The sequence below is a fragment of the Lentzea aerocolonigenes genome (genome assembly GCF_000974445.1).
Taxonomy (GTDB): domain Bacteria; phylum Actinomycetota; class Actinomycetes; order Mycobacteriales; family Pseudonocardiaceae; genus Lentzea; species Lentzea aerocolonigenes.
This window is the reverse complement of sequence record NZ_BBOJ01000019.1, coordinates 96,821-121,185: the sequence shown is the minus strand read 5'-3', so window position 1 is coordinate 121,185 and position 24,365 is coordinate 96,821. Positions and strand designations below refer to the sequence as shown.

The window sequence follows — 24,365 nt, the reverse complement described above, 5'->3', positions numbered from 1 at the left end:
CGAAGGCACGCCCAACCGGGTGTCACCTGGTCATCGCACGGTTACCCGTTGCGTTGTGGTGGAAGAACACCAACGATCCAGAAGGAACTTGATCACCCGGACGTACCACTGTGGACAGTGAAGGCACGATCAGGTCGTAGTCGAACACCGCCGGAGGGGCCACGTCGACGAGCTCGTCGGGGTCCGCGGGCGCGGTGTAGCGGCTGTGCACGCCGACGGTGTAGGTCACGGGGCCGGACGGCAACGAAGCACGCGAAACCGGCAGGACGACGACGTCGCTGTCGAAGAGGTTCGTGTCCACGGAACCGTCGTGGCCGTTCAGCGGTTGCTCGTCCACGACCTCGTCCGTGCCGGCGACGACGGTGCGGGCGAACCAGATGTCAGCGGTCACCTCATCGTCGGCGTTGGTCTGCTTGACCGCCTTCGTCACGAAGTTCTTGCCGCCCACCGAGAACCGCACCTCGGGCTGGGTGTTGCCGCCGATGTTCGCCCAGGTGCTCCAGGTCGCGACGCCGAACGCCAGCAGGTCGGGCGTCGCCGTCGCGCCCACGTACCGCAGGTCGCCGCCGCGGGCGGTGCGGTTGATCGCGCAGTCGTCCTGCACGGCGGGTCCGCAGTCGGGCAGGCGGTCCGAGCGCGCGCCGAGCTGCAGCACGGTCATGCGGGCCTGGTAGTCCGGTTGGTCGAGGCTCCGTCCGGCGACGCGTCCGGCGACCACCGTCAGGCGCGAGACCGGCTTCGGGGCCGCGTACACGGGCACCTGCAGCGAGCGGTCGCCCGAGAACACCACCAGTCCGGACGCCTCCGCGAGGAACTGGCGTCCCTCGTCGAGCGAGACCGTGGGGTCGGGGGTCTTGCGCAACGCGGAGGGGATCGCGATCCGCAGTTGCACGGTCACGGACCTCGACCCGCCCGGCGGCAGCACCACGTACGGTGCCGTGACCTGGAACGACACCCCAGGTACCACGGTGATCGGCTCATAGCGCGCCTTCAGGCGGACGGTTTTCGTCCCATTGTTCAACAATCGGATCGTTCGATTGTTCAACAATGGAGCACTCACCTCGACCGTGCCGAACGACGCGTCGCCCAGCGCCAGGACGTCGGTGGACAGCGCCGCGAGCCCGTCCACCCGGCCCGAACCGACCCGCATCGGAGCTTCCCGCACACCGTCAGCGGACCGGATCACCCCGGAGGCCGTGTTCACCAGCGCGGCCTTGATCTCCGCCACCGTCCACTTCGGATGGACCTCGCGCAGCAGGGCGGCGATCCCGGCCACGTGCGGCGACGCCATCGAGGTCCCGCCCATCGACACGCCGTCCGACGCCGTCCCGGAAGCGGCGGAGAAGATCGTGTCACCCGGCGCGGCCAGCGAGATCGACGAACGGGACCGCGACGAGGACGGCGTGATCGTGTCCGTGATCGAGGGCTCGATCGACGGCACCGCGACCTTCAGGGCCGACGTGAGGTGCACCGACAGAGTCCCGGCGTCCAGGGCCGGTCGCAACGTCCGGGAGGCGCTCGAAGTCAGCTGGAACACCGGGATGTGGGCGTTCCCGGCGATCTTGGCCGCGAACACGGGCAACGACGACGGCAGCAACACCCCGGCCGCTCCCGCCTTCCACGCGTTGTCCGTGCGGGCACCGGAACCGCAGGCGCGAGTGGCATCGTCGTCGTCCCACTCCAGCCAGACGATCTTCCCGTTCAACGACTCGGAAATCGGCTGACAACCATCCACATTGGATGAAAGCTTCACCACTGGCGCTGTGAGGTCCAACGGCCCCTTGTAGTTCAGGCTGTACTGGCCGGGCCACTGCCGGTCGCCGGACTCCAGTCCGTCCAGCATCGAGAACGCGTCCCGGCTGTTCGCCACGGAGATGGCGTCCGCGGCGTTGCCCGGCGACCCGGCCACGTCGTAGAAGTCGCCACCGTTTCCGGCCGCCGCGACCACGACCACGCCGTGCTCCACGAGCTTGCGCACGAACAGCGCGTCCGGGTCGTCCGCGGCACCGAAGTCGCTGCCCAGCGACAGGTTCACCACGTCGAGCCGGTCGGAGAAGTCGCCGTCGCCGTTGGGGTCGAGAGCCCAGTCCAGGGCCTGCGCGGTCAGGTTCGTGCTGCCCTCACAGCCGAACACCTTCAACGCGTAGAGCAACGCGCGAGGCGCGGTCCCCGGTCCGATCTTCAGCGAGTCGAGGTCGACGTCGGAATACGACCCGCGAAAGGTGGAGCCGTCGCGGTTCACGCCGAACCCGGCCGCGGTGCCGGCGACGTGCGTGCCGTGGCCCTCGCAGTCCAGCGGGTCGGCGTCGGGTTCCGGCAGCGAGCCCGGTTTGCCGGTGTAGGCGTCGCCCGCGAAGTCGTGCCCGCCGACGACCTTGGCGGTGGGGAACGTGCCGCCACCGAAGTCCGCGTGCCGGTAGTCGATGCCGGTGTCGATCACACCGATCCGCACGCCGTCGCCGAAGCGTCCGAACGACCGCCACGCCTCCGACGTCCGGGTCAGTCGGACGGCCGAGGCGTTGGTGAGCTTCTTGGGGGACATCCGATGTACTTCACGCACTTCGGGCATACGAGACAAAGAAGCCAACTGGGACTTCTGGGTCGACAGAACGATGCCCGGCACGGCGTTGGTCGTTCGCGCAACTTCCCGGCCACCGGACCGGGAGACCACGCGAGACGCCTGCTGCGACGTCCTGTCCCGCGCTGAACGAGCCTGTGTAACGGAATTCGTTTCGACAGCAGCTGTCGAGGTCAGCTCCACGAAAACGGTTACAGGCTCCGCCGCGTTCGACGGTGCCAGCAGGGCACCCGTGAGGACTGATGCGACCACCAGGTTCACGCTCAGCTCCTTTCAGTCATCGGACGACTTGATGGAAGGCCCTAGACGTACCTGCCCTCGCAGGGCTATACATCCGATGTCTTGATGCGGTGTGAGACCAGAGGAGGAACGGCCGTGCAGCTTCTGCGCCTGGGGCCGGTCGGCGATGAACGTCCTGCAGTGAGGACCGACGACGGGACCACGTACGACCTCCTGCCGATCACGCCGGACATCGACGGGTCGTTCCTCGCGAACGACGGCGTCAACCGCGTCCGCGCCGCCCTCGAAGCCGGCGAGCTCGAAGTGCTGGACGCCGAGGGCGTGCGCGTCGGCCCGCCGCTCGCGCGTCCCGGCAAGGTGATCTGCATCGGCCTCAACTACCGCGACCACGCGGAGGAGACCGGCGCGGACATCCCGGGCGAGCCGGTGATGTTCCTCAAGACGCCGGACACGATCGTCGGCCCGTACGACGAGGTGCTCGTCCCGCGCCGGTCCGTGAAGACCGACTGGGAGGTCGAGCTCGGCGTCGTCATCGGGCGCACCGCTCGCTACCTCGAGTCCGAAGAGGACGCTCTGGCGTGCGTCGGCGCGTACGTGCTCTCGCACGACGTCTCCGAGCGCGAGTTCCAGATCGAGCGCGGCGGGACGTGGGACAAGGGCAAGAACTGCGAGACGTTCAACCCGCTCGGCCCCTTCCTCGTGCCTGCCGACGAGATCGCCGACCCGCAGAGCCTCGAGATGCGGCTCTGGGTGAACGGCGAGATCAAGCAGAACTCGTCCACCAAGAACATGATCTTCCCGATCGCGGAGATCGTGCGCTACCTGAGCCAGTTCCTCGTACTTCGACCGGGTGACGTCATCAACACAGGTACACCCGCTGGGGTGGCGCTCGGCCAGTCGGAGCCCAAGCCGTACCTGCGCGCCGGTGACGTCGTCGAGCTGGAGATCGAAGGCCTCGGCAAGCAGCGTCAGACCCTCGGGCAGGCGTGACCATGCCCAAGATCACTTCACTCGACGTGCTGGACATCAGGTTCCCGACCTCGCGCGAGCTCGACGGCTCCGACGCGATGAACCCCGACCCGGACTACAGCGCCGCGTACGTGGTGCTGCGGACTGACGAAGGGCCGGAGGGCCACGGGCTCGCGTTCACCATCGGACGCGGCAACGACGTGCAGGCCGCCGCGATCAACTCGCTGGCGCCGCACGTGGTCGGCAAGGACGTGCCGGAGACCGCGAAAGCGCTGGGAGAGCTGTACTTCGAGCTGATCGGCGACTCGCAGCTGCGGTGGCTCGGCCCCGAGAAGGGCGTCGCGCACATGGCGATCGGCGCCGTCGTGAACGCCGCGTGGGACCTCGCCGCGCGCCGCGCCGGGTTGCCGGTCTGGCGGTTCCTCGCGCAGATGACGCCCGAGGAGATCGTCAGCCTCGTCGACTTCCGGTACCTGTCCGACGCGCTCACGCCCGACGACGCGTTGCAGATCCTGCGCGCGGTCGAGCACGGCAAGGCCGAGCGCGTCGAGACCATCACCCGTGACGGCTACCCGGCCTACACGACGTCTCCCGGCTGGCTCGGCTACTCCGACGAGAAGCTCGCCAACCTCGCGCGCCAGGCACTCGCCGACGGCTTCGACATGATCAAGCTCAAGGTCGGTGGCAGCCTCGACGACGACGTCCGCAGGATGAAGCTCGCCCGCGAGGTCGTCGGCGACGACGTGCGGGTCGCGGTGGACGCGAACCAGCGCTGGGACGTCGACACGGCGGTCCGCTGGATGCGTGAGCTCGCGCCGTACGACCCGTACTGGATCGAGGAGCCCACCTCGCCGGACGACGTGCTGGCGCACCGCGCTATCGCGGACGCGCTGGCCCCGATCCGGATCGCCACGGGCGAGCACGTGCAGAACCGCGTGGTGTTCAAGCAGCTCCTCCAGGCCGGTGCGATCGACGTGCTGCAGCTCGACGCGTGCCGGGTCGCGGGCGTGAACGAGAACATCGCGATCCTGTTGCTGGCCAAGAAGTTCGGCATTCCGGTGTGCCCGCACGCCGGCGGTGTCGGCCTGTGCGAGCTGGTCAGGCACCTGTCGTTCTTCGACTACGCCGCGGTCTCCGGCGAGATCGGCAGCCGCGTGATCGAGTGGGTTGACCACCTGCACGAGCACTTCCTCGACCCGGCCGTCGTCGAGAACGGTCGTTACCTGGCGCCGACCGAGCCGGGTTTCTCCGCTCAGCTCAAGGAAGAGACGCTGTCCGACTACCGGTTCCCCGATGGTCCTGTGTGGACGGAGCTGGAGGGTGGGGATGACTGACTTCGAAGGACTCGTCGCCGTCGTCACGGGTGGTGCGTCCGGCATCGGGCTCGCCACGGCGAATTTGCTGTCGTCGCGGGGTGCCACCGCCGTGGCGCTGGACCTCAACCCGGACGTGAAGGACCCGCTGGTCGGGATCCGCGCGGACGTGTCCGACGACGAGAGCGTCAAGGCCGCGATCGACGAGGTCGTGCAGCGGTTCGGCCGCCTCGACGTCGTCGTGAACAACGCGGGCATCGGTGCCCAGGGCGACGTCACGGCCAACGACGACGCCCAGTGGCTGAAAGTGCTGGACGTCAACGTGCTGGGCATGGTCCGCGTGTCGCGGGCCGCGTTGCCGCACCTGCGGAACTCGCCGTCCCCGGCGATCGTCAACACCTGTTCCATCGCTGCCTGGGCCGGGCTCCCGCAGCGCGCTCTCTACTCGGCCAGCAAGGGCGCGGTGTACTCGCTGACGCTCGCCATGGCCGCCGACCACGTGCGCGAAGGCATCCGCGTCAACGCGGTCGCCCCCGGCACGGCGGACACCCCGTGGGTGGGCCGTCTGCTCGACTCGGCACCCGATCCGGCCGCCGAACGAGCCGCGTTGGAGGCACGCCAGCCGCACGGCCGGCTCGTCTCCGCAGATGAGGTCGCGGGAGCCATCGCCTACCTGGCGAGCCCGCTGTCGGGATCCACCGCAGGCACGATCCTCGCTGTCGACGGTGGCATGTATGGCCTGCGCTTGCGTCCGAAGCAGTCATGAAAGGCAACTAAACGATGAAGCGTCGCAACCTCACCGCCGCGGTGTGCCTCGCGCTCGCCGGTGCACTCACCCTGACCGCGTGTGGCGGTGGTGCGAGTGGCACCGGCGCCAGTGGCGTCGGCCCGATCGGCGCCGACCACCCACGCGCCGACACCGACTTCTGGAACTCCTACATCAAGTACTTCCCCGAGAAGGCGAAGGAACTCGGGGTCAACCTGCTGAACCCCACCAACTCCCAGAACAAGGTGGAGAACCTGGTCGCCAACGCCCAGTCGCTGCAGTCGCAGGGCGCCAAGGCGATCATCATGGCGCCGCAGGACACCGGCGCCATCGCCAGCACGCTGGACCGGCTCGACAAGGCCAAGATCCCCGTCGTCACCGTCGACACCCGTCCGGACAAGGGCAAGACCTACATGGTCGTGCGCGCGGACAACAAGGCGTACGGCGAGAAGGCCTGCAAGTTCCTCGGTGACAAGCTGCAGGGCAAGGGCAAGGTCGTCGAGTTCCAGGGTTCGCTGTCGTCGGTCAACGGCCGTGACCGCTCCGAGGCGTTCGCCGCCTGCATGAAGAAGGACTACCCCGGCATCACGGTGTTCGAGGAGCCGACCGAGTGGGAGGGCTCGAAGGCCTCCGCGGCGCTGCAGACGCGGCTCAACCAGCACCCGGACATCAACGGCATCTACATGCAGGCAGGCGGTGCGTTCCTCGCGCCGACGCTGCAGCTGTTGAAGCAGAAGAACCTGATCGTCCCGCCGAGCGACCCGAAGCACATCTTCATCGTCTCCAACGACGGCATCCCGGCGGAGCTGAAGGCGATCCGCGACGGTGAGATCGACGCGACCGTCTCGCAGCCGGCCGACCTCTACGCGCAGTGGGCGCTCTTCTACGCGAAGGCCGCGGTCGAGGGCAAGACGTTCTCGCCTGGCAAGACCGACCACGACTCCACCATCGTCGACGTCGGCGACGGCCGCTTGGAGGACCAGCTGCCCGCGCCGCTGATCACCAAGGAGAACGTGGACGACAAGGCGTTCTGGGGCAACCAGATCTGATGAGTGATTTGGCTGCTGTCGCGCGTGGCGTGACGAAGAGGTTCGGGCGGACGCTCGCGTTGGACGACGTGGGCATCGAGATCCGGGCCGGTGAGTCGCACGCGCTCGTGGGCCGCAACGGCGCGGGCAAGTCGACGCTGGTCTCCGTCCTCACCGGCATGCAGGTGCCGGACGCGGGCGAGGTCAGCTTCTTCGGCGAGCCCGCGCCGTCCGTCGCCGACCGCGCGGCGTGGCGGCGTCACGTCGCGTGCGTGTACCAGAAGTCGACGGTCGTGCCCGAGCTCTCGGTCGCCGAGAACCTGTTCATCAACCGGCAGGACCTCGGCAGTGGCTCCTTCGGGGGCCTGATCAGCTGGAAGAAGCTTCGCGCCGAGGCCTCTGCGTTGCTGGAGGCCTACGACGTCGCGGTGCGGCCGGACGAGCTGGTGTCCGCGCTGACCGTCGAACAGCGTCAGCTCGTCGAGATCGCACGGGCGTTGTCGGTCGGTTCGCGGTTCGTGATCCTCGACGAACCGACCGCGCAGCTCGACGGCCCGGCGATCGAGCGGCTGTTCGACCGGATGAGGTCGTTGCAGGACAAGGGAGTGACGTTCCTCTTCATCTCCCACCACCTGCAGGAGGTCTACGAGGTCTGCCAGACGGTGACGGTGTACCGCGACGCGCGGCACATCGTCACCGCGCCGGTCGCGGAGATGTCGAAGCCGGACCTGATCGAGGCGATGACCGGTGAGGCCGGTGGGCTGAACGTGCCCAGCGGTGACGACAGGCCGTCTTCCTCGGATCTCGTTCTGTCGGTGTCGTCGTTGAGCGGTGAGCACTTCTCGGACATCTCGCTGTCGGCGACGCGCGGTGAGGTCATCGGGCTCGCCGGCAGCGCGTCGTCCGGCAAGCACGAGTTCGCCGAGACCGTCTACGGGCTGCGCAAGCCTTCTGCCGGGACGATCTCGGTGGACGGCTCCGCGGTGCGCGGCGGTGACGTTCCCGCTGCTCTGAAGGCCGGAATCGGCTGTGTGCCGCGGGATCGTCACCACCAGGGGCTCGTGCTGGACCTGTCGATCGCGGAGAACGCGACGATGAGCACGGCCGGCCGCTTCGTGTGGCCGTCGGCGCAACGGTCGGCGGGGTCCACCGCGATCGCCTCGTACGACGTGAAGGCCGCCGGGCCGGACCAGCCGGTGTCCGACCTGTCCGGCGGCAACCAGCAGAAGGTCGTGATGGCGCGGGCACTCGCCGGCGACCCGTCCGTGCTGGTGCTGATCAACCCGACCGCGGGCGTCGACGTGAAGTCCAAGGAGTCGCTGCTCGGGGTCGTCGACGCGCAGGCGCGCCGGGGCAAGGCCGCGATCGTCGTGTCCGACGAGCTCGACGACCTGCGGGTCTGCGACCGTGTTCTGGTGCTGTTCCACGGCCAGGTCGTGCGGGAGTTCGCACGCGGCTGGCGCGATCAGGAACTCATCGCCGCCATTGAAGGAATGAGCTCGGAATGACGAAGGCCATGACACCGCCAGTCTCGGCGCCTGCGCCGCCTCCCAAGCAGAAGTTCCAGTTCGCGCGGTACCAGGACCTCGCGCTGGTGCCGGTGATCATCATCCTGCTGGTCATCGGCGCCGTGTTGTCGCCGATCTTCCTGACGCCCGGCAACCTGATCGCGGTGCTGACCCAGCAGAGCGAGCTCTCGTTGCTGGTGCTGGGCCAGGCGATGATCCTGATCGTCGGCAAGATGGACCTGTCGCTCGAGTCGACGGTCGGTCTCGCGCCCGCGCTGGCGGTCGCGTTGATCATCCCGGCGTCGTCCGGCGGTCTCGACGTCGGGCTCGCCGCCTGGATGGCGCTGCCGTTGTGCCTGCTCATCGGTGTGCTGGTCGGTGGCCTGAACGGGTTCCTGATCCTGAAGGTCGGCCTGTCCGGGTTCATGGTGACCCTGGGCATGCTGACCATGCTGCGCGGTCTGCAGCTCGCGATCACCGAGGGCAAGTCGCTGATCGACGTGCCGGAGTCGTTCCTGTACCTGGGTTCCACGTCCTGGCTCGGGCTGCCGGCGGCGGTGTGGATCTGCATCGTCTGCTACGCCGCGGGCATCTTCGTGCTGAAGTACCTGCGCGCGGGCCGTTCCCTGTACGCGATCGGCGGCAACTCGGAGGCCGCGCGTGCCGCCGGTATCCGCGTCGACCGCGTGGTGTGGATCGTGCTGATCATCGGCAGCGTGCTGGCCGTGGTCGCGGGCATCCTGATGACCGGGCGACTCGGTTCGGTCGCCGCGACGCAGGGCGAGGGCATGATCTTCCAGGTCTTCGCGGCCGCGGTGATCGGCGGCATCTCGTTGCAGGGCGGCAAGGGCACGCTGTTCGGGGCGCTGTCCGGCGTGCTGATGCTCGGCCTGGTCGAGCAGATCCTGCGGTTGCAGGGCGTGTCCGGCTTCTACATCAAGGCCTCGTACGGCGCGGTGATCATCCTGGCGTTGATCGTGACCCGGTTCGCGACCGGTCAGAAGCAGGAGTGAGTCGTGAAGGTTGCTGTTTCTCGTCTGGGCTTCGGTGCCGCGCCGATCGGCAACCTGTACCGGGAGGTCTCCGACTTCGAGGCTCTCGGCGCGGTCGAGGCGGCGTGGCAGAACGGCGTCCGGTACTTCGACACCGCGCCGCACTACGGGCTCGGGTTGTCCGAGCGTCGGTTGGGCGTGGCGCTGGCCGGGCGGCCGCGCGACGAGTACGTGATCTCCACGAAGGTCGGGCGGCTGCTGGAACCGTTCGACGGCTCGGGGCTCGACGACGAGGGTTTCGCGGTGCCCGCGCACTTCCGTCGGGTGCGGGACTACTCGGCGGACGGCGTTCGCCGGTCCATCGAGTCCTCTTTGGAGCGTCTCGGCACCGACCGCGTGGAGATCGTCTACATCCACGATCCCGATGACTACTGGGATGTTGCGTTCGGTGAGGCTTACCCGGCGTTGGAGGAGCTGCGGTCGCAGGGTGTCGTGGGCGCGATCGGCGTGGGCATGAACCAGTGGGAGATGCCGGAGCGGTTCGTCCGCGAGACCGACATCGACGTGGTGATGCTGGCCGGGCGGTACACGTTGCTGGAACAGCCCGCGCTGCCGTCGTTCCTGCCCGCGTGCGTGGAGCGCGGTGTTTCGGTGGTGGCGTGCGGTGTCTTCAACTCCGGGCTGCTGTCGAAGCCGGTCGTGGCCGCCGATGCCAAGTACAACTACGAGAACGCGCCTTCTGCGCTGGTGGAACGGGCTCGGGCCATCGCCGCCGTGTGCGAGCGGCACGGGGTGACCTTGCCGGAGGCGGCGATCCAGTTCGCTCTCGGGCATCCCGCCGTGGTGTCGGTGGTGATCGGGTCGCGGACGGCGGAGCAGATGACCGCCAACGCTCGCTATTTCTCCGCGTCGATTCCCGCTGCGTTGTGGGAGGAGCTGAAGTCGTCGGGGCTGCTGGGTTCGGAGGTTCCCACGCCGTGATCGTCGACGCTCACCACCACCTGTGGGACCTGGCGGTGCGGGACCAGGACTGGATCACCGATCCGCCGATGGGTGCGATCCGTCGTTCGTTCCTGGAGCCGGACTTCATCGCCGCGGCACCTTCCGTGTCGGCTTCGGTGCTGGTCCAGACGGTCTGCGTGCCGGAGGAGACACCGGAGTTCCTCGCGGTGGCGGCGTCTTCCGACGTCGTCGGCGCGGTGGTGGGCTGGACCGATCTGACGTCCGCGGGTGTGGGCGATGCGCTGGACTCGTTGGTGGACGGCCCCGACGGCTCCTGGCTGCGCGGGATCCGGCACCAGGTGCAGAGCGAGCCGGACCCGGAGTGGTTGTGCCGCAAGGACGTCTGGCGCGGGCTTGCGGCAGTGGGCGCGCACGGGCTGGTCTACGAGCTGCTGACGTTGCCGCACCAGCTGCCGGCCGCGCGGCGGACCGTGGCGGCACTGGGCAACGTTCCGTTCGTCGTGGACCACTGCTCGAAGCCCGCGATCGGGTCGGGTGTCGGGGAGTGGGCCGAGCTGATTCGTTCGTTGGCGGCGCACGAGAACGTGACGTGCAAGCTGTCCGGCCTGGTCACCGAGGCCGACTGGAAGTCGTGGACCGTCGCCGATCTGCGGCCGTACTTCGAGGTGGTGCTCGACGCGTTCGGTGCGGATCGCCTGATGTTCGGCTCCGACTGGCCTGTCTGTCTTCTGGCCGCTTCGTACGACGAGTGGCTTTCGGCCGCTCAGGAGCTGACCTCGGAGCTGTCACCCGACGAGCAGGCCGCGATCTTCTCGGGCACTGCTCGCCGGGTGTACGGCCTTTAGACGAAGAGCGCCTGGAGTTCGTCGATCAGCTTCGGCGTGGCCTCGGCGAGCGGCTCGCGAACCGGGCCCGCCGGGAGCCCGAGCAGGTTGAGCGCGGCCTTGACCGCGACGGCACCGGGCTCGCGGGTCATGATCGCGGTGATCACCGGCAGCAGGGCCTGGTGGCGGCGCAGGGCTTCCTTGTTGTCGCCCTCGTCGTAGGCGTCGAGCATGGCCTTGATCTCGCTGCCGACGACGTGCCCGACGGTGCTGACCGTGCCGACACCACCGATCGAGTACAACGGCAGGATCAGCTCGTCGTTGCCGGAGTAGAAGTCGAGCCCGGTCTCGGCGATGACCTTCGCCGTCGCGAGCAGGTCGACCTTGCAGTCCTTGACCCCGACGATCCGCGGGTGCTCCGCGAGCCTCATCAGCGTGTCGGTCTCGATCGCGGTGGCCGTGCGGCCGGGGATGTCGTAGAGGAGCGCTGGCAGCCCCGACGCGTTCGCCACCTGCCGGAAGTGGTTCTCGACGCCCTCCTGCGTGGGCCGGCTGTAGTACGGCGTCACGACCAGCAGGCCGTCCGCGCCGTTCTCCTCGGCCTGCCGCGCGAGCTCGATGGTGTGGCGGGTGGAGTTGGTGCCGACGCCCGCGAGGATCTTGGTGCGCTCTCCGACAGCTTCCTTGACGGCCCTGATGACCTGGGCCTTTTCTTCGTCCGTCGTGGTCGGCGCCTCACCGGTCGTGCCGTTGAGGACCAGCCCGTCCACGCGTTGTTTGTCCACGAGGTGCGCCGCCAGCTCCTGCGCACCCTTGAGGTCCAGGTCACCGTCGGGGGTGAACGGGGTGACCATCGCTACCAGCACTCGTCCGAACATGACTCAAGCGTGGCTCTGGTCTATGGAAAGTTCCAGTTAGAAGTTCTGCCCGGAACGTTAAGCTGAGCTTTGTGTTGGATGTTCGCCGGCTCCGGCTGCTGCACGCTCTCTCGGTCCACGGCACGGTCACGGCCGCCGCCGAGGCCCTGCACGTGACCTCTCCCGCGGTGTCCCAGCAGCTGGCCGCTCTGGAACGCGAGGCCGGGGTGGCTCTGGTGGAACGGGACGGGCGGAAGTTGGTCCTGACCCGTGCCGGACACGTGCTGGCGGCGCACACCCAGCTGGTGCTCGATCAGCTGGCCGCGGCCGAGGCCGATCTGGCTTCGCTGCGGACCTCGGTTTCGGGCGTGGTGCGCATCGGCGCGTTCGTGTCCGTCGCCGCGTTGCTGCCACGAGTGATCCAGGTGCTGCGGTCCGCGCACGGGTCCGATGTGGACCTTTTCGTGCACGAGATGGAACCGGAGGCGTCCCTGCCTGCGTTGCGGCGCGGGGACATCGACATCGCGGTCATCCACTCGTACAACATCATGCCGCGCTCGCTGCCCACGTCGTGCGAGTCGTTCGAGCTGTTCGTGGAACAGGTGAATGTTGCTTTGCCGCTGTCGGATCCGTTGGTGCAGCAGGACTCGGTGGATTTGAGCGTGCTGGCGGACCGGCCTTGGATCATGCCGCGCACCGATGCGTCGTGCCACGAGCTGACGCAACGTGCCTGTGGTGCGGCTGGGTTTGTGCCTCGGGCGCAGGCTTATTGCGATGACTTCGGGGTGATGTGCGGGCTGGTCGAAGCCGGGCTCGGGGTGGCTTTGGTGCCGTCCGTGGCTCGGCGGCCTGGGGTGGCGTTGCGGCCGTTGAAGCAGCAGGTGTTTCGGACTGTGTCCGCGGTGGTGCGGAATCGGGCGGAGGGGCAGCCTGCGGTGCGGGCGGTGCTGGAAGAGCTGCGCCAGGTCTGACGGTTCACTCGTTTGGGTCCAATGTGGATTCGGGCTATCGTCACTGAATGCGTGTCGGTGTGTACGTAGATGGCTACAACCTTTACTACGGCGGAAGAAAGCACTGTGGCCGTGGGACTGCGGGTTGGCGCTGGCTCGATGTGAGAGCGTTGGCCGAGTCGTTGTTGGGCGAGCAGGCCGCGAACTGGCCAGGAGCTCACATCGACCGGATCGTCTACTGCACCGCACGGATCAGTTCGGCTCACAACGCGTCCGGATCGCAGGACCAAGACGTCTACCTGAAGGCCTTGCTAGCGGCAGGCAGCGTCGACCACATCGAGTACGGCAACTACATCAGCAAAGTGATCAAACGGCCGTTGGCGACTGAAGGCAACCGTGGTCGGCCCGTTCTGGTTCAGCCGGAGTGGCCGATCAAGGTTCAAGCACAAGGCCAACCGGTCGTCGGTGCCTGTTTCATGGCATCGGTGGCGACGTTCGAGGAAAAGGCTCTGACGTCAACGTTGCTGCTCACCTGCTCGTCGACGTGCTCGGTGGGGCGGTTGACGCGGTCGTGCTCATCAGCAACGACAGCGACCTTCGTCTGCCGGTCGATCAGGCTTGGCGGAGGGTGCCGGTCGGTGTGATCAATCCGGGCAGCGGTTACACGGCGGGCGCGCTCTCGACGAGTGCGGGAACTGGCGTGGGTACAGGGCATCACTGGTGGCGGACGCTGGCCGCGTCCGACTTTCAACGTCACCAGTTGCCGGACCCTGCAGGTCGTTACACCCGGCCACCGGGCTGGTGATCAATGCATGCGTGCATGCAACGTGCTAGCATGGGTGCATATCCGCCCGGTCCCTCGTGGGCCGGGTTTCTTTTTGCCCGCGGCCGGTCAGGCCAGGTCTGACCTTTGACGGCGGAAGCCGGGGTCGGGCTCGCCGAACTCGAGAAGGTTCTCGTCGAGTCCGTTGGAGACGGTCACCCGCCCGTCCGGGAACGCGAAGCTGACGGCCACCATGCCGTTGGCCACGTCCTCGCCGGCGTACTCGAGCAGTTCGACTGCTTGGAGCTCCTGGCCGTGCAGCGCGGCGGTCTCCGCTCGCGCGTCGTGCCGCCAGGCGAGCCGGAAGACGTGGACGCCCTCCTCGCTCGGGTCGCCGAGGGTCCAGGCCGGTCGTCCGACGGGTCGACGGTGTTCCACGTGATGGACAGGTCGTCGAACTTCTTGTGGTTGATCTCGACCTGTTCGCCGCCGAAGTCGAACAGGACCGGGCCGTCGGCGAACCACTCGTCATCGGTGTGGTCCCAGAGCAACCAGATGTGCCGCAGACGACGTCCGGTCAGCGCCTGGAGCCGTGGGCCGTGGGCGGCGGCGATCGACGGCAAACCCCTGAGCCACCGGGGTTTGTAGCCCTGGATGTCGAACAACGGTCAGGCCAGGTCGGAAAGCCACTGCTCCACGCCGGCCACGTGCACCGTCGACCAGCTGCGCGCGAGCTCCGGTTGGTGTGCCGCCAAAGCGTCCACGATCGCCCGGTGCTCGGCCACCGTGCGGTCCACCGCGTTGGACTGCGTGATGCCGCGCCAGATCCGCACGCGCACGGTCGGGCCGGCCAGCGTGTCTAGGAGTTGGGCCAGATAGGCGTTGCCCGAGCACTGGGCGATGGCGCGGTGGAACTCCAGGTCGTGCTCGACCAGTTCCTCCACGGACTTCGCGGACTCGGCGGCGTCGCACAGGGCGCGGAGCTTGATGATCTCTTCCGCGTCCACGCGCTGGGCGGCCATGGCGGCGGCGGCCGGTTCGAGGATTCGGCGGACCTGGAGGACTTCCAGCACCGAGTCCTCGCCTCGGTGCAGGTCGAGGACGAACGAGAGTGCGCCGAGCAGGTCGTCGGCTCGCAGCGACGAGACGTACGTGCCGTCGCCCTGGCGGACGTCGAGCACTCGGACGAGTGACAGGGCCTTCACGGCCTCGCGCAGGGAGTTGCGCGACAGGCCCAGGCGTTCTGCCAGGTCAGCCTCACGCGGGAGACGGTCGCCGGGCTTCAGCTCGCCCGAAACGATCATCTCCTTGACGCGCAGGATCGCATCGTCAGTGACTGCCACCGCACCCTCAACTCGTCGTAGACCTCGGATGTCTAAGGCTCAGTATGCGCCACGGTTGGTCATCTTCGGCGCATCCCGGTACTTGTGGCCGTGATTCACGAAGTGATATGTGAGATGGTTATCTACTAACGATACGTGACGGGAACCCCTGTTGTCGCCATAATGGTCTGGACCATTCGAGGAGGGATCTTGGACGCCGTTGTCGCAGCACCGCGCGCATTGCTCGGTCGCACGATCGTCGGTCCAGCCGCGGTGCGGATCAGGGACGGCCGCATCGTCGAGGTGACCACCGGTGAAGCACCGCCCGGCGCGGAGGTCCTGTCCGACGGCCTGCTGACACCGGGCCTGGTGGACGTGCAGGTGAACGGCGCCGTCGGCGTCGACTTCGCCGAGGTGGACGCCGCCGGGATGCGCTCCGTCGCAGAAGCTCTGCCGTCCACCGGTGTGACCAGGTTCTTGCCGACCCTGATCACCGCGCCGGTCGACGTCGTACTGAGGCAGGCCAGGGCCGTGCTGGCCGCCTCCGCCGCGTTGCCGGACGGAGTGGGAGCACGCCCCCTCGGCGTGCACCTCGAGGGCCCCTTTCTGTCGCCCAAACGGGCAGGGGTGCACGACCCGTCGTTCATGGTCGAGCCCGGTCCGGACCAGATCTCGGCCCTGCTGGACGACGACACGCTCCGGCGCGCCCTGCGCATGGTGACGCTGGCGCCGGAGCAGCCGGGCGGGTTCGAGGCCGTGCGCAGGCTCGCTGAAGCGGGGGTTCTGGTGGCTGTCGGGCACTCCGACGCCACCGGTGAGCAGACCCGTGCCGCCGCCGACGCGGGTGCGCGCATGGTGACGCACCTCTTCAACGCGCAACGGCCGCTCGGGCACCGCGAGCCGGGTGTTCCCGGCGTGGCACTGGTCGACGAGCGCTTCACGTTGGGGCTCATCGCCGATCTGGCCCACGTCGGGCCGGACGTGTGCCGCCTCGTGTTCAACGCCGCCGGGGCACGGGTCGCGCTGGTGACCGATGCCGTTGCGGCTGCCGGAATGCCGCCCGGGCGGTACCACCTCGGCGGCGCGGACGTCCTGCTCACCGAGGACGGGGTGCCGCGGTCGCCCGAGGGCACCATCGCCGGGTCGGCGCTCACGCTGGACCGGGCCGTGCGCAACATCGTGTCCGTGGGCGTGCCGGTGGCCGACGCGTTGGCTTCGGCGACGATCGTGCCGGCCGAGGTGATCGGCGAGTCCGGTCTCGGCCGCCTCGCGCCGGGTGCCGTCGCGGACCTGGTGTGGTGGGACGACGAACTGCGGCCCAAGAAGGTGTGGGTCGACGGGCGGGTCGTGTTCGACGCCGAGGTGCCGGTTCAGCCCGTCTCCGCCGGTTACGCCACCGCCGGTCAGTAACGAGCAACGACGAAAGGGCGCTCTCCTGCCGGGAGGGCGCCCTTCGTTCATTTCCGCTCATTGCAACGCAACGAGGCATGATCGTTGCGTTAGATCTCGACCCGGTTGCAACGATATTCGTGCCTCTACCTGCGTTTTCTGGATCAATGCGCAACGAAGGTTGTTGCAGCTGTCTGCGAACGCAACGTAGCTTTTCGCTCATCAGAAACAACGAGTGACAGGAGCACGATGATGTCCGAGCAGCTGCGGGAAATCCTCCAGGAGATGATCGACTCCGGGTTCACCGGTGTGGTGTTGCGCGTGCAGGACGAACGCGGTGAGTGGGTCGGCAGAGCCGGCGTGAGCGAACTGGGGCAGGACGCGGAACCTCCGCCCAACGGCCACGTCCGGATCGGCAGCAACACCAAGACGTTCGTCGCGACCGTGGTCCTGCAACTCGTGGCGGAGGGCAGGATCGGGCTGGACGACCCGGTGGACGACCACCTGCCCGAGTTCGGCTTCGACCGCCGGATCACGGTGCGGATGCTGCTCCAGCACACCAGCGGGCTGTTCAACCACACCGGCGAGTACTACGAGGACGGCACGGTCGCACCGGGAATTCCCTGGCAGGGCAAGGCCTGGGTGGACAGCAGGTTCAAGGTCCACCGGCCGGAGGACCTCGTGCGGTTCGCGCTGTCGAAGCCCGTGCGGTTCGAGCCGGGTGCGGATTGGAGCTACTCCAACACCAACTACGTGGTGGCCCGGTTGTTGATCGAGAAGGTCACCGGCCGCTCGCTCGCCGAGGAGGTGCAGCGGCTGATCTCAGGCCCGCTCGGGTTGTCCGGCACCGTCGTGCCGGACGGCCAGGAGATCCCCGAGCCGCACGCCCACGCCTACTACCGGTACGACGACGACGGCGAGCAGAAGACGATCGACGTCACCCGGCACGACCCGTCGTGGCTCTCCAGCGGCGGCGACATGATCTCCACGACCCAGGACCTCCGCAGGTTCATCACGGCGCTCGTGGGCGGCGAGCTGCTGCCCGCACCGCTGCTGGCGGAGATGCTGACGCCGCACCCGAAGGTGGGCTACGGCCTCGGGGTGTTCGTGCAGGAAACGGGGAGCGGCAAGGTCATCACGCACAACGGCGGCGCGATGGGCCACGGCGCGTTGATGTACAGCACGCCCGACGGCAGCAAGACCCTGGTCGCCGCGTTGAACTACGTCGACGATCCCGACCTGTCCCTCGCACCGGCGTTCCAGACGATCACGAAGAAGCTCGTCGAAGAGGTGTTCGGCTGACGAACGACGAAGGGCCGCTCGCATCCGAGCGGCCCTTCCGCGTTGCACGACTACAGCGTGCGCGTGACCTTGTTCAGGCCCCGCGGGCTGTCCGGGTCGCCGCCGCGTGCCAGCGCCAGGCCGTACGCGAGGCGTTGCACCGGCAGGATCTCCAGCACGGGAGCCACTTCTTCGGCCGTTTCCGGGATGCCGATCGACAGGGTCGCGCCCACCTTCTCCGAGGCCGAGCCGACCGCGACGACGTCCGCGCCGCGCTGGTGCACCACGTCCAGGGCGTCACGGAGCGAGTCACCGCCCTTGCCCAGGGAAGTGATTGCCAGCACTGCGGTTTCGCCGTCGACCGCGGCGACCGGGCCGTGGAGGAGGTCGGCGCCGCTGTAGGCGCGGGCGGCGAGGTAGGAGGTCTCGGCCAGCTTCAGTGACGCTTCCAGCGCCGTGGCGTAGGAGTAACCGCGGCCGGTGGTGAGGACCCGGTCCACGAACCGGTAGCGCCGCACGGCTTCCTCGACCGACGGGGCCGAGGAGTCCAGGGTCACCTGTGCCAGATCGCCCAGAGGTGCGGCCGCCTCGCCGTTGCCGCCGCGGACGGCGTCGATCAGCAGGTACAGCGCCAGCAGCGTCGCCGAGTACGTCTTCGTCGCCGCCACCGCGTGCTCCACGCCCGCCGAGACGTCCACCGAGAGTTCGGCGGCCGCGTTCAGCGGCGAGTTGGCCGTGTTGGTCACGGCCACCGTGAGCGCGCCGCGGCGACGGGCGGAGGCGGTGACCTCCAACAGGTCCGGAGAGCCGCCGGACTGCGACACGGTGATCAGCAGGACGTCGCGGAGATCGGGCTCGGCGCCGTACAACGTCGTCGTGGAGGCGGAGACCAGGCCCGCGGGCAGCTGGAGCAGGATCTCGGTCAGGTACTTCGCGTAGATCGCCGCGTGGTCGCTGGAGCCGCGGGCCGCGAACAGGACGAACCGCGGGGCCCGTTCGCGGATGACGGCCGCCACCTCGGCGATCGAGGAGCGGCTCCCGTAGAGAGAAGAGAAGATCGACGGCTGTGCGGCGATCTCCGCTGCCATGTGCCGGCCTGGCTGGGGCGTGGTCATGTCGTGCCTTTCAGGATCAGCTCGGCCGCGGCTCGGAGGCTCACCCGAGAACCGCCGTGGGTGTCGATGCGGGCGACGCTGCCCAGGTCCGGACCCGGCACACCGGTTTCGACGTGCACGACGTCCAGATCCAGATTAGTTAAGTTTGTTACCAGTTGTCGAGCGCTCGTGTGGCGGTGGGCGTCTCGGGTCACAACCACAATCGTCCGGTCGCCGGCCGCTTTCGCAACTTCGTCGGCGGAGATGTCGCGGGCGGCGATCACCTCGGTGCCCGGAAGCACCTCGCGCAGGTAGGGGCCCAGGCCCCACGGCACGTCGCCCACGGCGATCGACGGGTCCACGACCAGGTCGACCACGACCGGGTCGGCACCGACATCAACGCGGCCGCGCACTTCGACAGCACGTCGGGCGGCCGTGAGACCGATCTCGGCGTCGTGCGCGTCGACGGTCGACGGCGGGAGGCCCAGCGCGAGCGACCGTGCGGCTGCCTGGGTCAGGCGTTCCTCGGAGAGCTCGCCGGACTTCACGGCCGCGACGATCGAGTCGATCAACCACTGGAGGTCGTCGTCGCCCAGTGCGATGCCGCCGAGGCACAACGCGTCGACGCCGGCGGCCAGAGCTCGGACGGCACCGACGGCGAGGTCGCCGCCCACGGCCTTCATGTCCAGGCCGTCGGTGATCACCGCGCCGGTGAAGCCCAGTTCGGTGCGCAGCAGGTCGATGGCGTGCTTGTTCAGCGTCACCGGTGCGGTGCCCCACTCGGGGACCACGAGGTGGCCGGTCATGATCGAGCGCACGCCCGCGTTCACGGCCGCCTGGAACGGCACGAGCTCCACCGCGCGCAGTTGCTCCTCGGTGCGCGGCAGCACGGGGAGCTGCTCGTGGGAGTCCTCTGTGGACGCTCCGTGGCCGGGGAAGTGCTTGGCGCACGCGGCGACGCCCACGGCCTGGAGGCCCTCGACCCACGCGGCCACGTGCCGCGCGGCCAGCACCGGGTCCGAGCCGAACGCGCGGACGCCGATGATCGGGTCGTCCAGCGTCAGCACCAGGTCGGCGGACGGGGCCAGGTTCAGCGAGATCCCGCACTTCGCCAGCCGCGAACCGATGGACGCGGCGACCGAGCGGGTCAGGTCGAGGTCGTTCGCCGCGCCCAGCGCGTGGTTGCCCGGCACCTCCGAGCCGCGGCCCGCGTCGAGACGCGTGACGTCGCCGCCCTCCTCGTCGATGCCGATCACCACGTCCGGGCGCACCGAACGCAGCTCGCCGCACAGCTCGGTCACCTGGGCGTCGTCGACGACGTTGCGCCCGAAGAGCACAACGCCACCGAGGCCGTCAGCGACCCGCCGCAGCAACCAGTCGGGGGCGGTCGTTCCGTGGAATCCGGGAAGCAGAACGGCAGCGGCCAACTGATCCACGCGTCATCCCTTCACTGCACCGGCGGTGACGCCGGCGACCATCTTGCGCTGCACGATCAGGAAGAACACCAGAGCGGGCACGGTGAACAGGACGGACGCGGCCATCGCGCCACCCCAGTCCGTGCCGAACGCGGTCTGGAAGCCCGACAACCACACCGGGAGGGTTTCCCTGTCCTGGCTGCGGATCAGCACCTTGGCGAAGAGGAACTCGTTCCACGCCGTGATGAACGCGAACACGGACGTCGCGACGAGACCCGGTCCCAGCAACGGCAGGGTCACCTTCTGGAACGCGCCCCAGCGACCGCAGCCGTCCACCATCGCGGCCTCTTCGAGCTCGACGGGGATGCCGTTGACGAACCCGCGCAACGTCCACGCGCAGAACGGCAGCGTCACCGCGAAGTACACGAGCACCAGCGAGGTGAGGTGTTCGTAGAGCTGGAGATCCCGCATCATCAGGAACATCGGGATCAGCAACGCCTCGAACGGTGCCATCTGCGCCACCAGCATCAGCAGCACGAAGCTCTTGCGGCCGCGGAAGGCGAAGCGCGACATGGCCACCGCGGCCGTGATGCCGACGATGATCGCGGCGAGCACCGCGGTCAGGGTCACCACCAGGCTGTTGCCGAGCGCGGACAGGAAGCCCGGCTTCGTCCACGCGGTGACGAAGTTCGAGAACGTCACCGAGAACGGGACGAGGTCGTAGTCCGACGTGATCGTCGAGCCCTTGGGCTTCAACGCGGACGTGATCATCCAGTACGTCGGGAACAGGAAGAACAGCGCGAGCACGAGGCCTGCGACGTTCGCGGCAGACTTCTTGAGCATCAGATCTTGCCCTCCTCGGTCTGCAGCAACCGGCGCAGGTACTGGAAGGTGATCAGGCCCAGGATGAGCATCATCAGGACGCTGATCGCGGCGGCGACACCGAAGTGGCTCTTCGCGATGCCCTCCAGGTACTGCAGCACGGCGAGCGTCGTGCTCTCGCCGCTCGGGCCGCCCTCCTTGAACACCCAGATCTGGGCGAAGACCTTGAAGTCCCACAACGTCGACAGGAACGTCACCATCATCAGCAACGACCGGATCTCCGGCCACGTCACCGCGCGGAACGTCTGCCAGCCCGAGGCACCGTCGATGCCCGCCGCCTCGTAGAGGTCGCGCGGGATGCCGACGAGCCCGGCGTAGAGGGAGAAGGCGAGGAACGGGATCGCCTGCCACACGATCAGCAGGCCGACGACGGACAGCGTCGACGTTCCGGACGAGAACCACGAGTAGTTCGCGTATGAATCAAAACCCAGCTGCACCAGGGTTTTGTTCAAGATGCCGTAGTTCTGGTCGAACATCCACTGGTAGACCGTGGTGGACGCGAGGATCGGCATCGCCCACGCGCAGAGCATCGCGATCTGCAACGCGACCCGCACCCACGGCGTGAGCACGCGCATCAGCAACGCGATCAGCAGGCCCGCGCCCACCGAGGCGCCGACGACGGCGACGGTGAACACGATGGTGCGCAAGGAGACGGTCCAGAACCGCTCGTCCTTCAGCACCGTCACGTAGTTGTCGAAGCCGGTCCACACGATCTCGCCGCGGACCAGTTCGCCGAGGTTGAGCTGGCGGAAGCTCGTCACGAAGACCGAGACGACCGGGAACCCGATCAGCCAGAGGATCGCGATGAGCGCCGGAGCCAGCAGCAGGTAGGGCAGCGCCCGGTCGAAGGCGCCGCCCCGGCGGCGACGCTTGCGCGCCCCACCCGTCACGGCAGGCGGCAGCGCCGGCGGGATCTCCCCGGCCGGCGCTGCCGTTTCGGTCGTCTTGACGGCCGTCATCTCGGCTGAGCTAGCTCATTGCCTTGGTGACGGCGTCGCTGGCGTCCTTCGTTGCCTGGTCCAGCGACTTGGCACCGGTGAGGTACGCGGTCAGCGCGTCCTTGAGCGGGTTCTGGCCCGCCTCGACGGCCGCCCACTTCGGCGTCACCGGGGTGACCTTGCCGTTCTGCGAGGACTCGGCCATGGCCTTGCCGAGCGGGGTGGTGGCGAGCTTCGCGGTGTCCTTCGAGGTGCCGGGAACCGCGCCGCCCTCGGCGAGCATCTCCTGGTACTTCTTGGACGACAGCAGCGACAGGTACTTCTTGGCCGCGGCGGCGTTCTTGCTGGCAGCCGGGATCGCGAGGTTCGAGCCACCGAGGAACACCGGCGCGGTCGAGCCGGCCTTCTTCGACGGGATCGGGAACGCCGCGGTCTTGTCCTTCAGTTCCGGCTTGGCCTTGACGGCACCGGCGAGCTCCCACGGGAGGCCGACCATCATGCCGACGTTGCCCGTGCCGAAGACCTCCATCTGCTGGGGCTTCGCCTCGTCGATGTCCGCGGGGACCTTCTTGGCGGCCGACGCGTCGTACAGCGCCTTGTAGGCCTCGAAGCCCGCCTTGGCCTGCGCGGTGTCGAGCGTGCCGGTCCACTTGCCGCCGTCCTGCTTGGCGACGTCGCCGCCCTCGTCCCACAGCAGCGAGAGGAGGAAGTACCAGGACTGGCCGGGCAGGTACAGCGCCTGGAAGTCCGGGTTGGACGCGTTCGCGGCCTTGAGCTTGTTGATCGCGTCGATCCACTCGGCACGCGACGTCGGCGGCTTCGCGATGCCCGCCGCCTGGAACAGGTCGGTGCGGTAGATGACGGTGCGGTTCGCGGCGTAGAACGGCACGCCGTACTGCTTGCCGTTCAGCGTCAGCGAGTCCTTGAGACCGCCGAGCCACTCACCGCCGTTGAACTGGCTCGCGTCCGCGGTGAGGTCGGCGAGCGTGCCCTGGTCCGCGAAGCTCGCGGTCTGGGTGTTGCCGAGCTCGATCACGTCCGGGGGCGTGCTGCTGGCCAGCGCGGTGGTCAGCTTCTCCTGGATGCCGGTCCACTTCTGGACCTCGTACTTGACCTTGATGCCGTTCGCCGACTCGAACTCCTTGTTCAAGGCGTCGGTCAGGGTCGTCGGCGCGGAGCCGTCCATGAGCCACACGGTGATCTCTTTGGTCTCCGTGGTGCTACCGCTGTTCGTGCTCGTGCCACAGCCTGACACGGCCACTGCCAGCGCGGCGGCACCAGCAGCGAGTCCTCTCCAGCCCTTCACAGTCGCGCCCTTTCAGCAAGCCCGGCCCCTCGGCCGGAACGCCCAAGTGGTGTAGACCAATGCGGAACAGCGTGTGCTGCGTCACCGGTCCTGTCAAGCGCGTTGCCAAAGCGTTGCGGAGTCATCGGACCAATTTCGTGTCGATTGGCGGGGGTTCGAACGCACGAATCGACACGGACAAGGCATCCTTGTGTGGCGTGACGTGGAGTGCGAGGAGGAGGCCATGCTGGAGACGACGCCTGCATCAGGCGTGGACGCCAGGACGCGTGCACAGCGCGAACCGAAGTACTGGGGTCTCAAGCGGCACCTGCTCGACCTGTTGAGGGCGTTGCCGCCTGGTTCACCGATCCCGACGGAACGGTCGCTGGCAGCGGAGTTCGACGTCTCCAGGACGACCGTTCGCCAGGCGCTCGCCGAGCTGACGGTGGAAGGCCGCCTGCTCCGTGTGCAGGGCAAGGGCACCTTCGCGGCGGAACCCAAGGTCGCCCAGAGGTTGCAGCTGTCTTCGTACACAGAGGACATGCGCGCCCAGGGCCGCGTGCCGTCGTCGAAGCTGATCGAGGCCTCCGAGATGCCGGCCGAGGCCGAGCTCGCGCGGCTGCTCGGCGTGCGGCCCGGCGCCAAGGTGCTGCGGCTGCACCGCCTGCGTCTCGCCGACAACGAGCCGATGGCGATCGAGACGACCCACCTCGCGCTCGGCCGGTTCCGCGGGCTGCGGCGGTACCTGGCGCCCGGTGCGTCGCTGTACCAGGTGCTGTCCGAGCGGTTCGGCGTCGAGATGGGCCACGCCGAGGAGACGATCGAGACGGCGTTGGCCTCGCCGGAAGAGGCGGAGCTGCTCGGCGCGGACATCGGCCTGCCGATGCTGCTGCTGTCGCGGCACTCCTTCGACACCGAGGGCAACCCCATCGAGTGGGTGCGTTCGGTCTACCGCGGTGACCGGTACAAGTTCGTCGCCACGCTGAATCGACCGTCTTGATCGCCTGG

General features: G+C 68.2%; 22 protein-coding genes. 13 read left to right on the top strand and 9 right to left on the bottom strand.

The genetic code is table 11. The features are described from left to right. Positions 1 to 22 precede the first annotated feature (22 nt). Positions 23 to 2,542: a S8 family peptidase gene (locus AOM45_RS33680; RefSeq protein WP_051784275.1), complete on the bottom strand. Its 2,520-nt coding sequence runs from the start codon at positions 2,540 to 2,542 to the stop codon at positions 23 to 25. Positions 2,543 to 2,953: 411 nt separating this feature from the next. On the opposite strand from AOM45_RS33680, the gene AOM45_RS33675 reads away from it, so the two are divergent. The 8 genes from AOM45_RS33675 to AOM45_RS33640 are packed head-to-tail and all read left to right on the top strand — an operon-like array spanning position 2,954 to position 11,202. Beyond that, on the top strand, positions 2,954 to 3,808 hold the full coding sequence (locus tag AOM45_RS33675; protein WP_030470966.1) for a fumarylacetoacetate hydrolase family protein: 855 nt from the start codon (positions 2,954 to 2,956) through the stop codon (positions 3,806 to 3,808). A gap of 2 nt (positions 3,809 to 3,810) precedes the next feature. Next, complete coding sequence (locus AOM45_RS33670; RefSeq protein WP_030470965.1) at positions 3,811 to 5,121, top strand: enolase C-terminal domain-like protein; 1,311 nt, start codon at positions 3,811 to 3,813, stop codon at positions 5,119 to 5,121. Then, the gene (locus AOM45_RS33665) at positions 5,114 to 5,866 is read left to right on the top strand and encodes an SDR family NAD(P)-dependent oxidoreductase (protein ID WP_030470964.1); all 753 of its coding nucleotides are present in this window, start codon (positions 5,114 to 5,116) and stop codon (positions 5,864 to 5,866) included. Before AOM45_RS33670 ends, AOM45_RS33665 begins: the two co-directional genes overlap by 8 nt. A gap of 14 nt (positions 5,867 to 5,880) precedes the next feature. Next, positions 5,881 to 6,915, top strand: coding sequence for a sugar ABC transporter substrate-binding protein (locus AOM45_RS33660; RefSeq protein WP_030470963.1), 1,035 nt, complete (start codon positions 5,881 to 5,883; stop codon positions 6,913 to 6,915). Then, on the top strand, positions 6,915 to 8,402 hold the full coding sequence (locus AOM45_RS33655) for a sugar ABC transporter ATP-binding protein (RefSeq protein WP_030470962.1): 1,488 nt from the start codon (positions 6,915 to 6,917) through the stop codon (positions 8,400 to 8,402). Before AOM45_RS33660 ends, AOM45_RS33655 begins: the two co-directional genes overlap by 1 nt. Further along, on the top strand, positions 8,399 to 9,415 hold the full coding sequence (locus AOM45_RS33650) for an ABC transporter permease (protein WP_030470961.1): 1,017 nt from the start codon (positions 8,399 to 8,401) through the stop codon (positions 9,413 to 9,415). Before AOM45_RS33655 ends, AOM45_RS33650 begins: the two co-directional genes overlap by 4 nt. A 3-nt stretch (positions 9,416 to 9,418) precedes the next feature. Continuing rightward, positions 9,419 to 10,375, top strand: a complete 957-nt coding sequence (locus AOM45_RS33645) for an aldo/keto reductase (RefSeq protein ID WP_030470960.1) — start codon at positions 9,419 to 9,421, stop codon at positions 10,373 to 10,375. After that, on the top strand, positions 10,372 to 11,202 hold the full coding sequence (locus AOM45_RS33640) for an amidohydrolase family protein (RefSeq protein ID WP_030470959.1): 831 nt from the start codon (positions 10,372 to 10,374) through the stop codon (positions 11,200 to 11,202). Before AOM45_RS33645 ends, AOM45_RS33640 begins: the two co-directional genes overlap by 4 nt. On the opposite strand, the gene dapA is transcribed toward AOM45_RS33640, so the two are convergent. After that, positions 11,199 to 12,059 (bottom strand): 4-hydroxy-tetrahydrodipicolinate synthase, encoded by an 861-nt coding sequence (gene dapA / locus AOM45_RS33635; protein ID WP_030470958.1) that lies wholly within the window; start codon positions 12,057 to 12,059, stop codon positions 11,199 to 11,201. The genes AOM45_RS33640 and dapA overlap by 4 nt on opposite strands. A 71-nt stretch (positions 12,060 to 12,130) precedes the next feature. Here dapA and AOM45_RS33630 point away from each other — a divergent pair, with 71 nt between their 5' ends. After that, entirely contained in the window at positions 12,131 to 13,009 is an 879-nt protein-coding gene (locus AOM45_RS33630) for a LysR family transcriptional regulator (protein WP_030470957.1), read from the top strand. Positions 13,010 to 13,056: 47 nt separating this feature from the next. Beyond that, positions 13,057 to 13,632, top strand: coding sequence for a PIN domain-containing protein (locus AOM45_RS33625; RefSeq protein ID WP_201780115.1), 576 nt, complete (start codon positions 13,057 to 13,059; stop codon positions 13,630 to 13,632). Positions 13,633 to 13,880: 248 nt separating this feature from the next. Here AOM45_RS33625 and AOM45_RS53135 read toward each other — a convergent pair whose 3' ends face one another. Beyond that, positions 13,881 to 14,189, bottom strand: a complete 309-nt coding sequence (locus tag AOM45_RS53135) for a hypothetical protein (RefSeq protein WP_236703917.1) — start codon at positions 14,187 to 14,189, stop codon at positions 13,881 to 13,883. Positions 14,190 to 14,419: 230 nt separating this feature from the next. Beyond that, positions 14,420 to 15,094: a FadR/GntR family transcriptional regulator gene (locus AOM45_RS33615; protein ID WP_030470956.1), complete on the bottom strand. Its 675-nt coding sequence runs from the start codon at positions 15,092 to 15,094 to the stop codon at positions 14,420 to 14,422. Positions 15,095 to 15,283: 189 nt separating this feature from the next. On the opposite strand from AOM45_RS33615, the gene nagA reads away from it, so the two are divergent. Together nagA and AOM45_RS33605 are read left to right on the top strand one after the other, a co-directional pair. After that, positions 15,284 to 16,483, top strand: coding sequence for an N-acetylglucosamine-6-phosphate deacetylase (nagA, locus tag AOM45_RS33610; RefSeq protein ID WP_051784274.1), 1,200 nt, complete (start codon positions 15,284 to 15,286; stop codon positions 16,481 to 16,483). Between the two features lie 231 nt (positions 16,484 to 16,714). Further along, positions 16,715 to 17,764, top strand: coding sequence for a serine hydrolase domain-containing protein (locus tag AOM45_RS33605; protein ID WP_030470954.1), 1,050 nt, complete (start codon positions 16,715 to 16,717; stop codon positions 17,762 to 17,764). 50 nt (positions 17,765 to 17,814) lie between these two features. Here AOM45_RS33605 and AOM45_RS33600 read toward each other — a convergent pair whose 3' ends face one another. From AOM45_RS33600 to AOM45_RS33580, 5 genes are read right to left on the bottom strand one after another with little or no spacing between them, the layout of a single operon-like run. Next, positions 17,815 to 18,858, bottom strand: coding sequence for an SIS domain-containing protein (locus AOM45_RS33600; RefSeq protein ID WP_030470953.1), 1,044 nt, complete (start codon positions 18,856 to 18,858; stop codon positions 17,815 to 17,817). After that, positions 18,855 to 20,273, bottom strand: coding sequence for a glycoside hydrolase family 3 protein (locus AOM45_RS33595; protein WP_030470952.1), 1,419 nt, complete (start codon positions 20,271 to 20,273; stop codon positions 18,855 to 18,857). The genes AOM45_RS33600 and AOM45_RS33595 overlap by 4 nt, the downstream gene beginning before the upstream one ends. A 3-nt stretch (positions 20,274 to 20,276) precedes the next feature. Beyond that, positions 20,277 to 21,095: a carbohydrate ABC transporter permease gene (locus tag AOM45_RS33590; protein WP_030470951.1), complete on the bottom strand. Its 819-nt coding sequence runs from the start codon at positions 21,093 to 21,095 to the stop codon at positions 20,277 to 20,279. Further along, positions 21,095 to 22,093 (bottom strand): carbohydrate ABC transporter permease, encoded by a 999-nt coding sequence (locus AOM45_RS33585; RefSeq protein ID WP_030470950.1) that lies wholly within the window; start codon positions 22,091 to 22,093, stop codon positions 21,095 to 21,097. Before AOM45_RS33585 ends, AOM45_RS33590 begins: the two co-directional genes overlap by 1 nt. A gap of 10 nt (positions 22,094 to 22,103) precedes the next feature. Beyond that, positions 22,104 to 23,378, bottom strand: a complete 1,275-nt coding sequence (locus AOM45_RS33580) for an extracellular solute-binding protein (protein ID WP_030470949.1) — start codon at positions 23,376 to 23,378, stop codon at positions 22,104 to 22,106. Between the two features lie 223 nt (positions 23,379 to 23,601). On the opposite strand from AOM45_RS33580, the gene AOM45_RS33575 reads away from it, so the two are divergent. Then, positions 23,602 to 24,357, top strand: a complete 756-nt coding sequence (locus tag AOM45_RS33575) for a GntR family transcriptional regulator (protein ID WP_030470948.1) — start codon at positions 23,602 to 23,604, stop codon at positions 24,355 to 24,357. Positions 24,358 to 24,365: the final 8 nt, after the last annotated feature.

What these genes read in the sequence shown, in the direction of transcription:
- AOM45_RS33605 (WP_030470954.1), top strand. Translation starts at nt 16,715, where the DNA reads ATGTCCGAGCAGCTGCGGGAAATCCTCCAGGAGATGATCGACTCCGGG.
- AOM45_RS33625 (WP_201780115.1), top strand. Translation starts at nt 13,057, where the DNA reads ATGCGTGTCGGTGTGTACGTAGATGGCTACAACCTTTACTACGGCGGA.
- AOM45_RS33590 (WP_030470951.1), bottom strand. Translation starts at nt 21,095, where the DNA reads ATGCTCAAGAAGTCTGCCGCGAACGTCGCAGGCCTCGTGCTCGCGCTG.
- AOM45_RS33660 (WP_030470963.1), top strand. Translation starts at nt 5,881, where the DNA reads ATGAAGCGTCGCAACCTCACCGCCGCGGTGTGCCTCGCGCTCGCCGGT.
- AOM45_RS33650 (WP_030470961.1), top strand. Translation starts at nt 8,399, where the DNA reads ATGACGAAGGCCATGACACCGCCAGTCTCGGCGCCTGCGCCGCCTCCC.
- AOM45_RS33575 (WP_030470948.1), top strand. Translation starts at nt 23,602, where the DNA reads ATGCTGGAGACGACGCCTGCATCAGGCGTGGACGCCAGGACGCGTGCA.
- AOM45_RS33680 (WP_051784275.1), bottom strand. Translation starts at nt 2,542, where the DNA reads ATGTCCCCCAAGAAGCTCACCAACGCCTCGGCCGTCCGACTGACCCGG.
- AOM45_RS33670 (WP_030470965.1), top strand. Translation starts at nt 3,811, where the DNA reads ATGCCCAAGATCACTTCACTCGACGTGCTGGACATCAGGTTCCCGACC.
- AOM45_RS33600 (WP_030470953.1), bottom strand. Translation starts at nt 18,858, where the DNA reads ATGACCACGCCCCAGCCAGGCCGGCACATGGCAGCGGAGATCGCCGCA.
- AOM45_RS33655 (WP_030470962.1), top strand. Translation starts at nt 6,915, where the DNA reads ATGAGTGATTTGGCTGCTGTCGCGCGTGGCGTGACGAAGAGGTTCGGG.
- dapA (WP_030470958.1), bottom strand. Translation starts at nt 12,059, where the DNA reads ATGTTCGGACGAGTGCTGGTAGCGATGGTCACCCCGTTCACCCCCGAC.
- AOM45_RS33665 (WP_030470964.1), top strand. Translation starts at nt 5,114, where the DNA reads ATGACTGACTTCGAAGGACTCGTCGCCGTCGTCACGGGTGGTGCGTCC.
- AOM45_RS33585 (WP_030470950.1), bottom strand. Translation starts at nt 22,093, where the DNA reads ATGACGGCCGTCAAGACGACCGAAACGGCAGCGCCGGCCGGGGAGATC.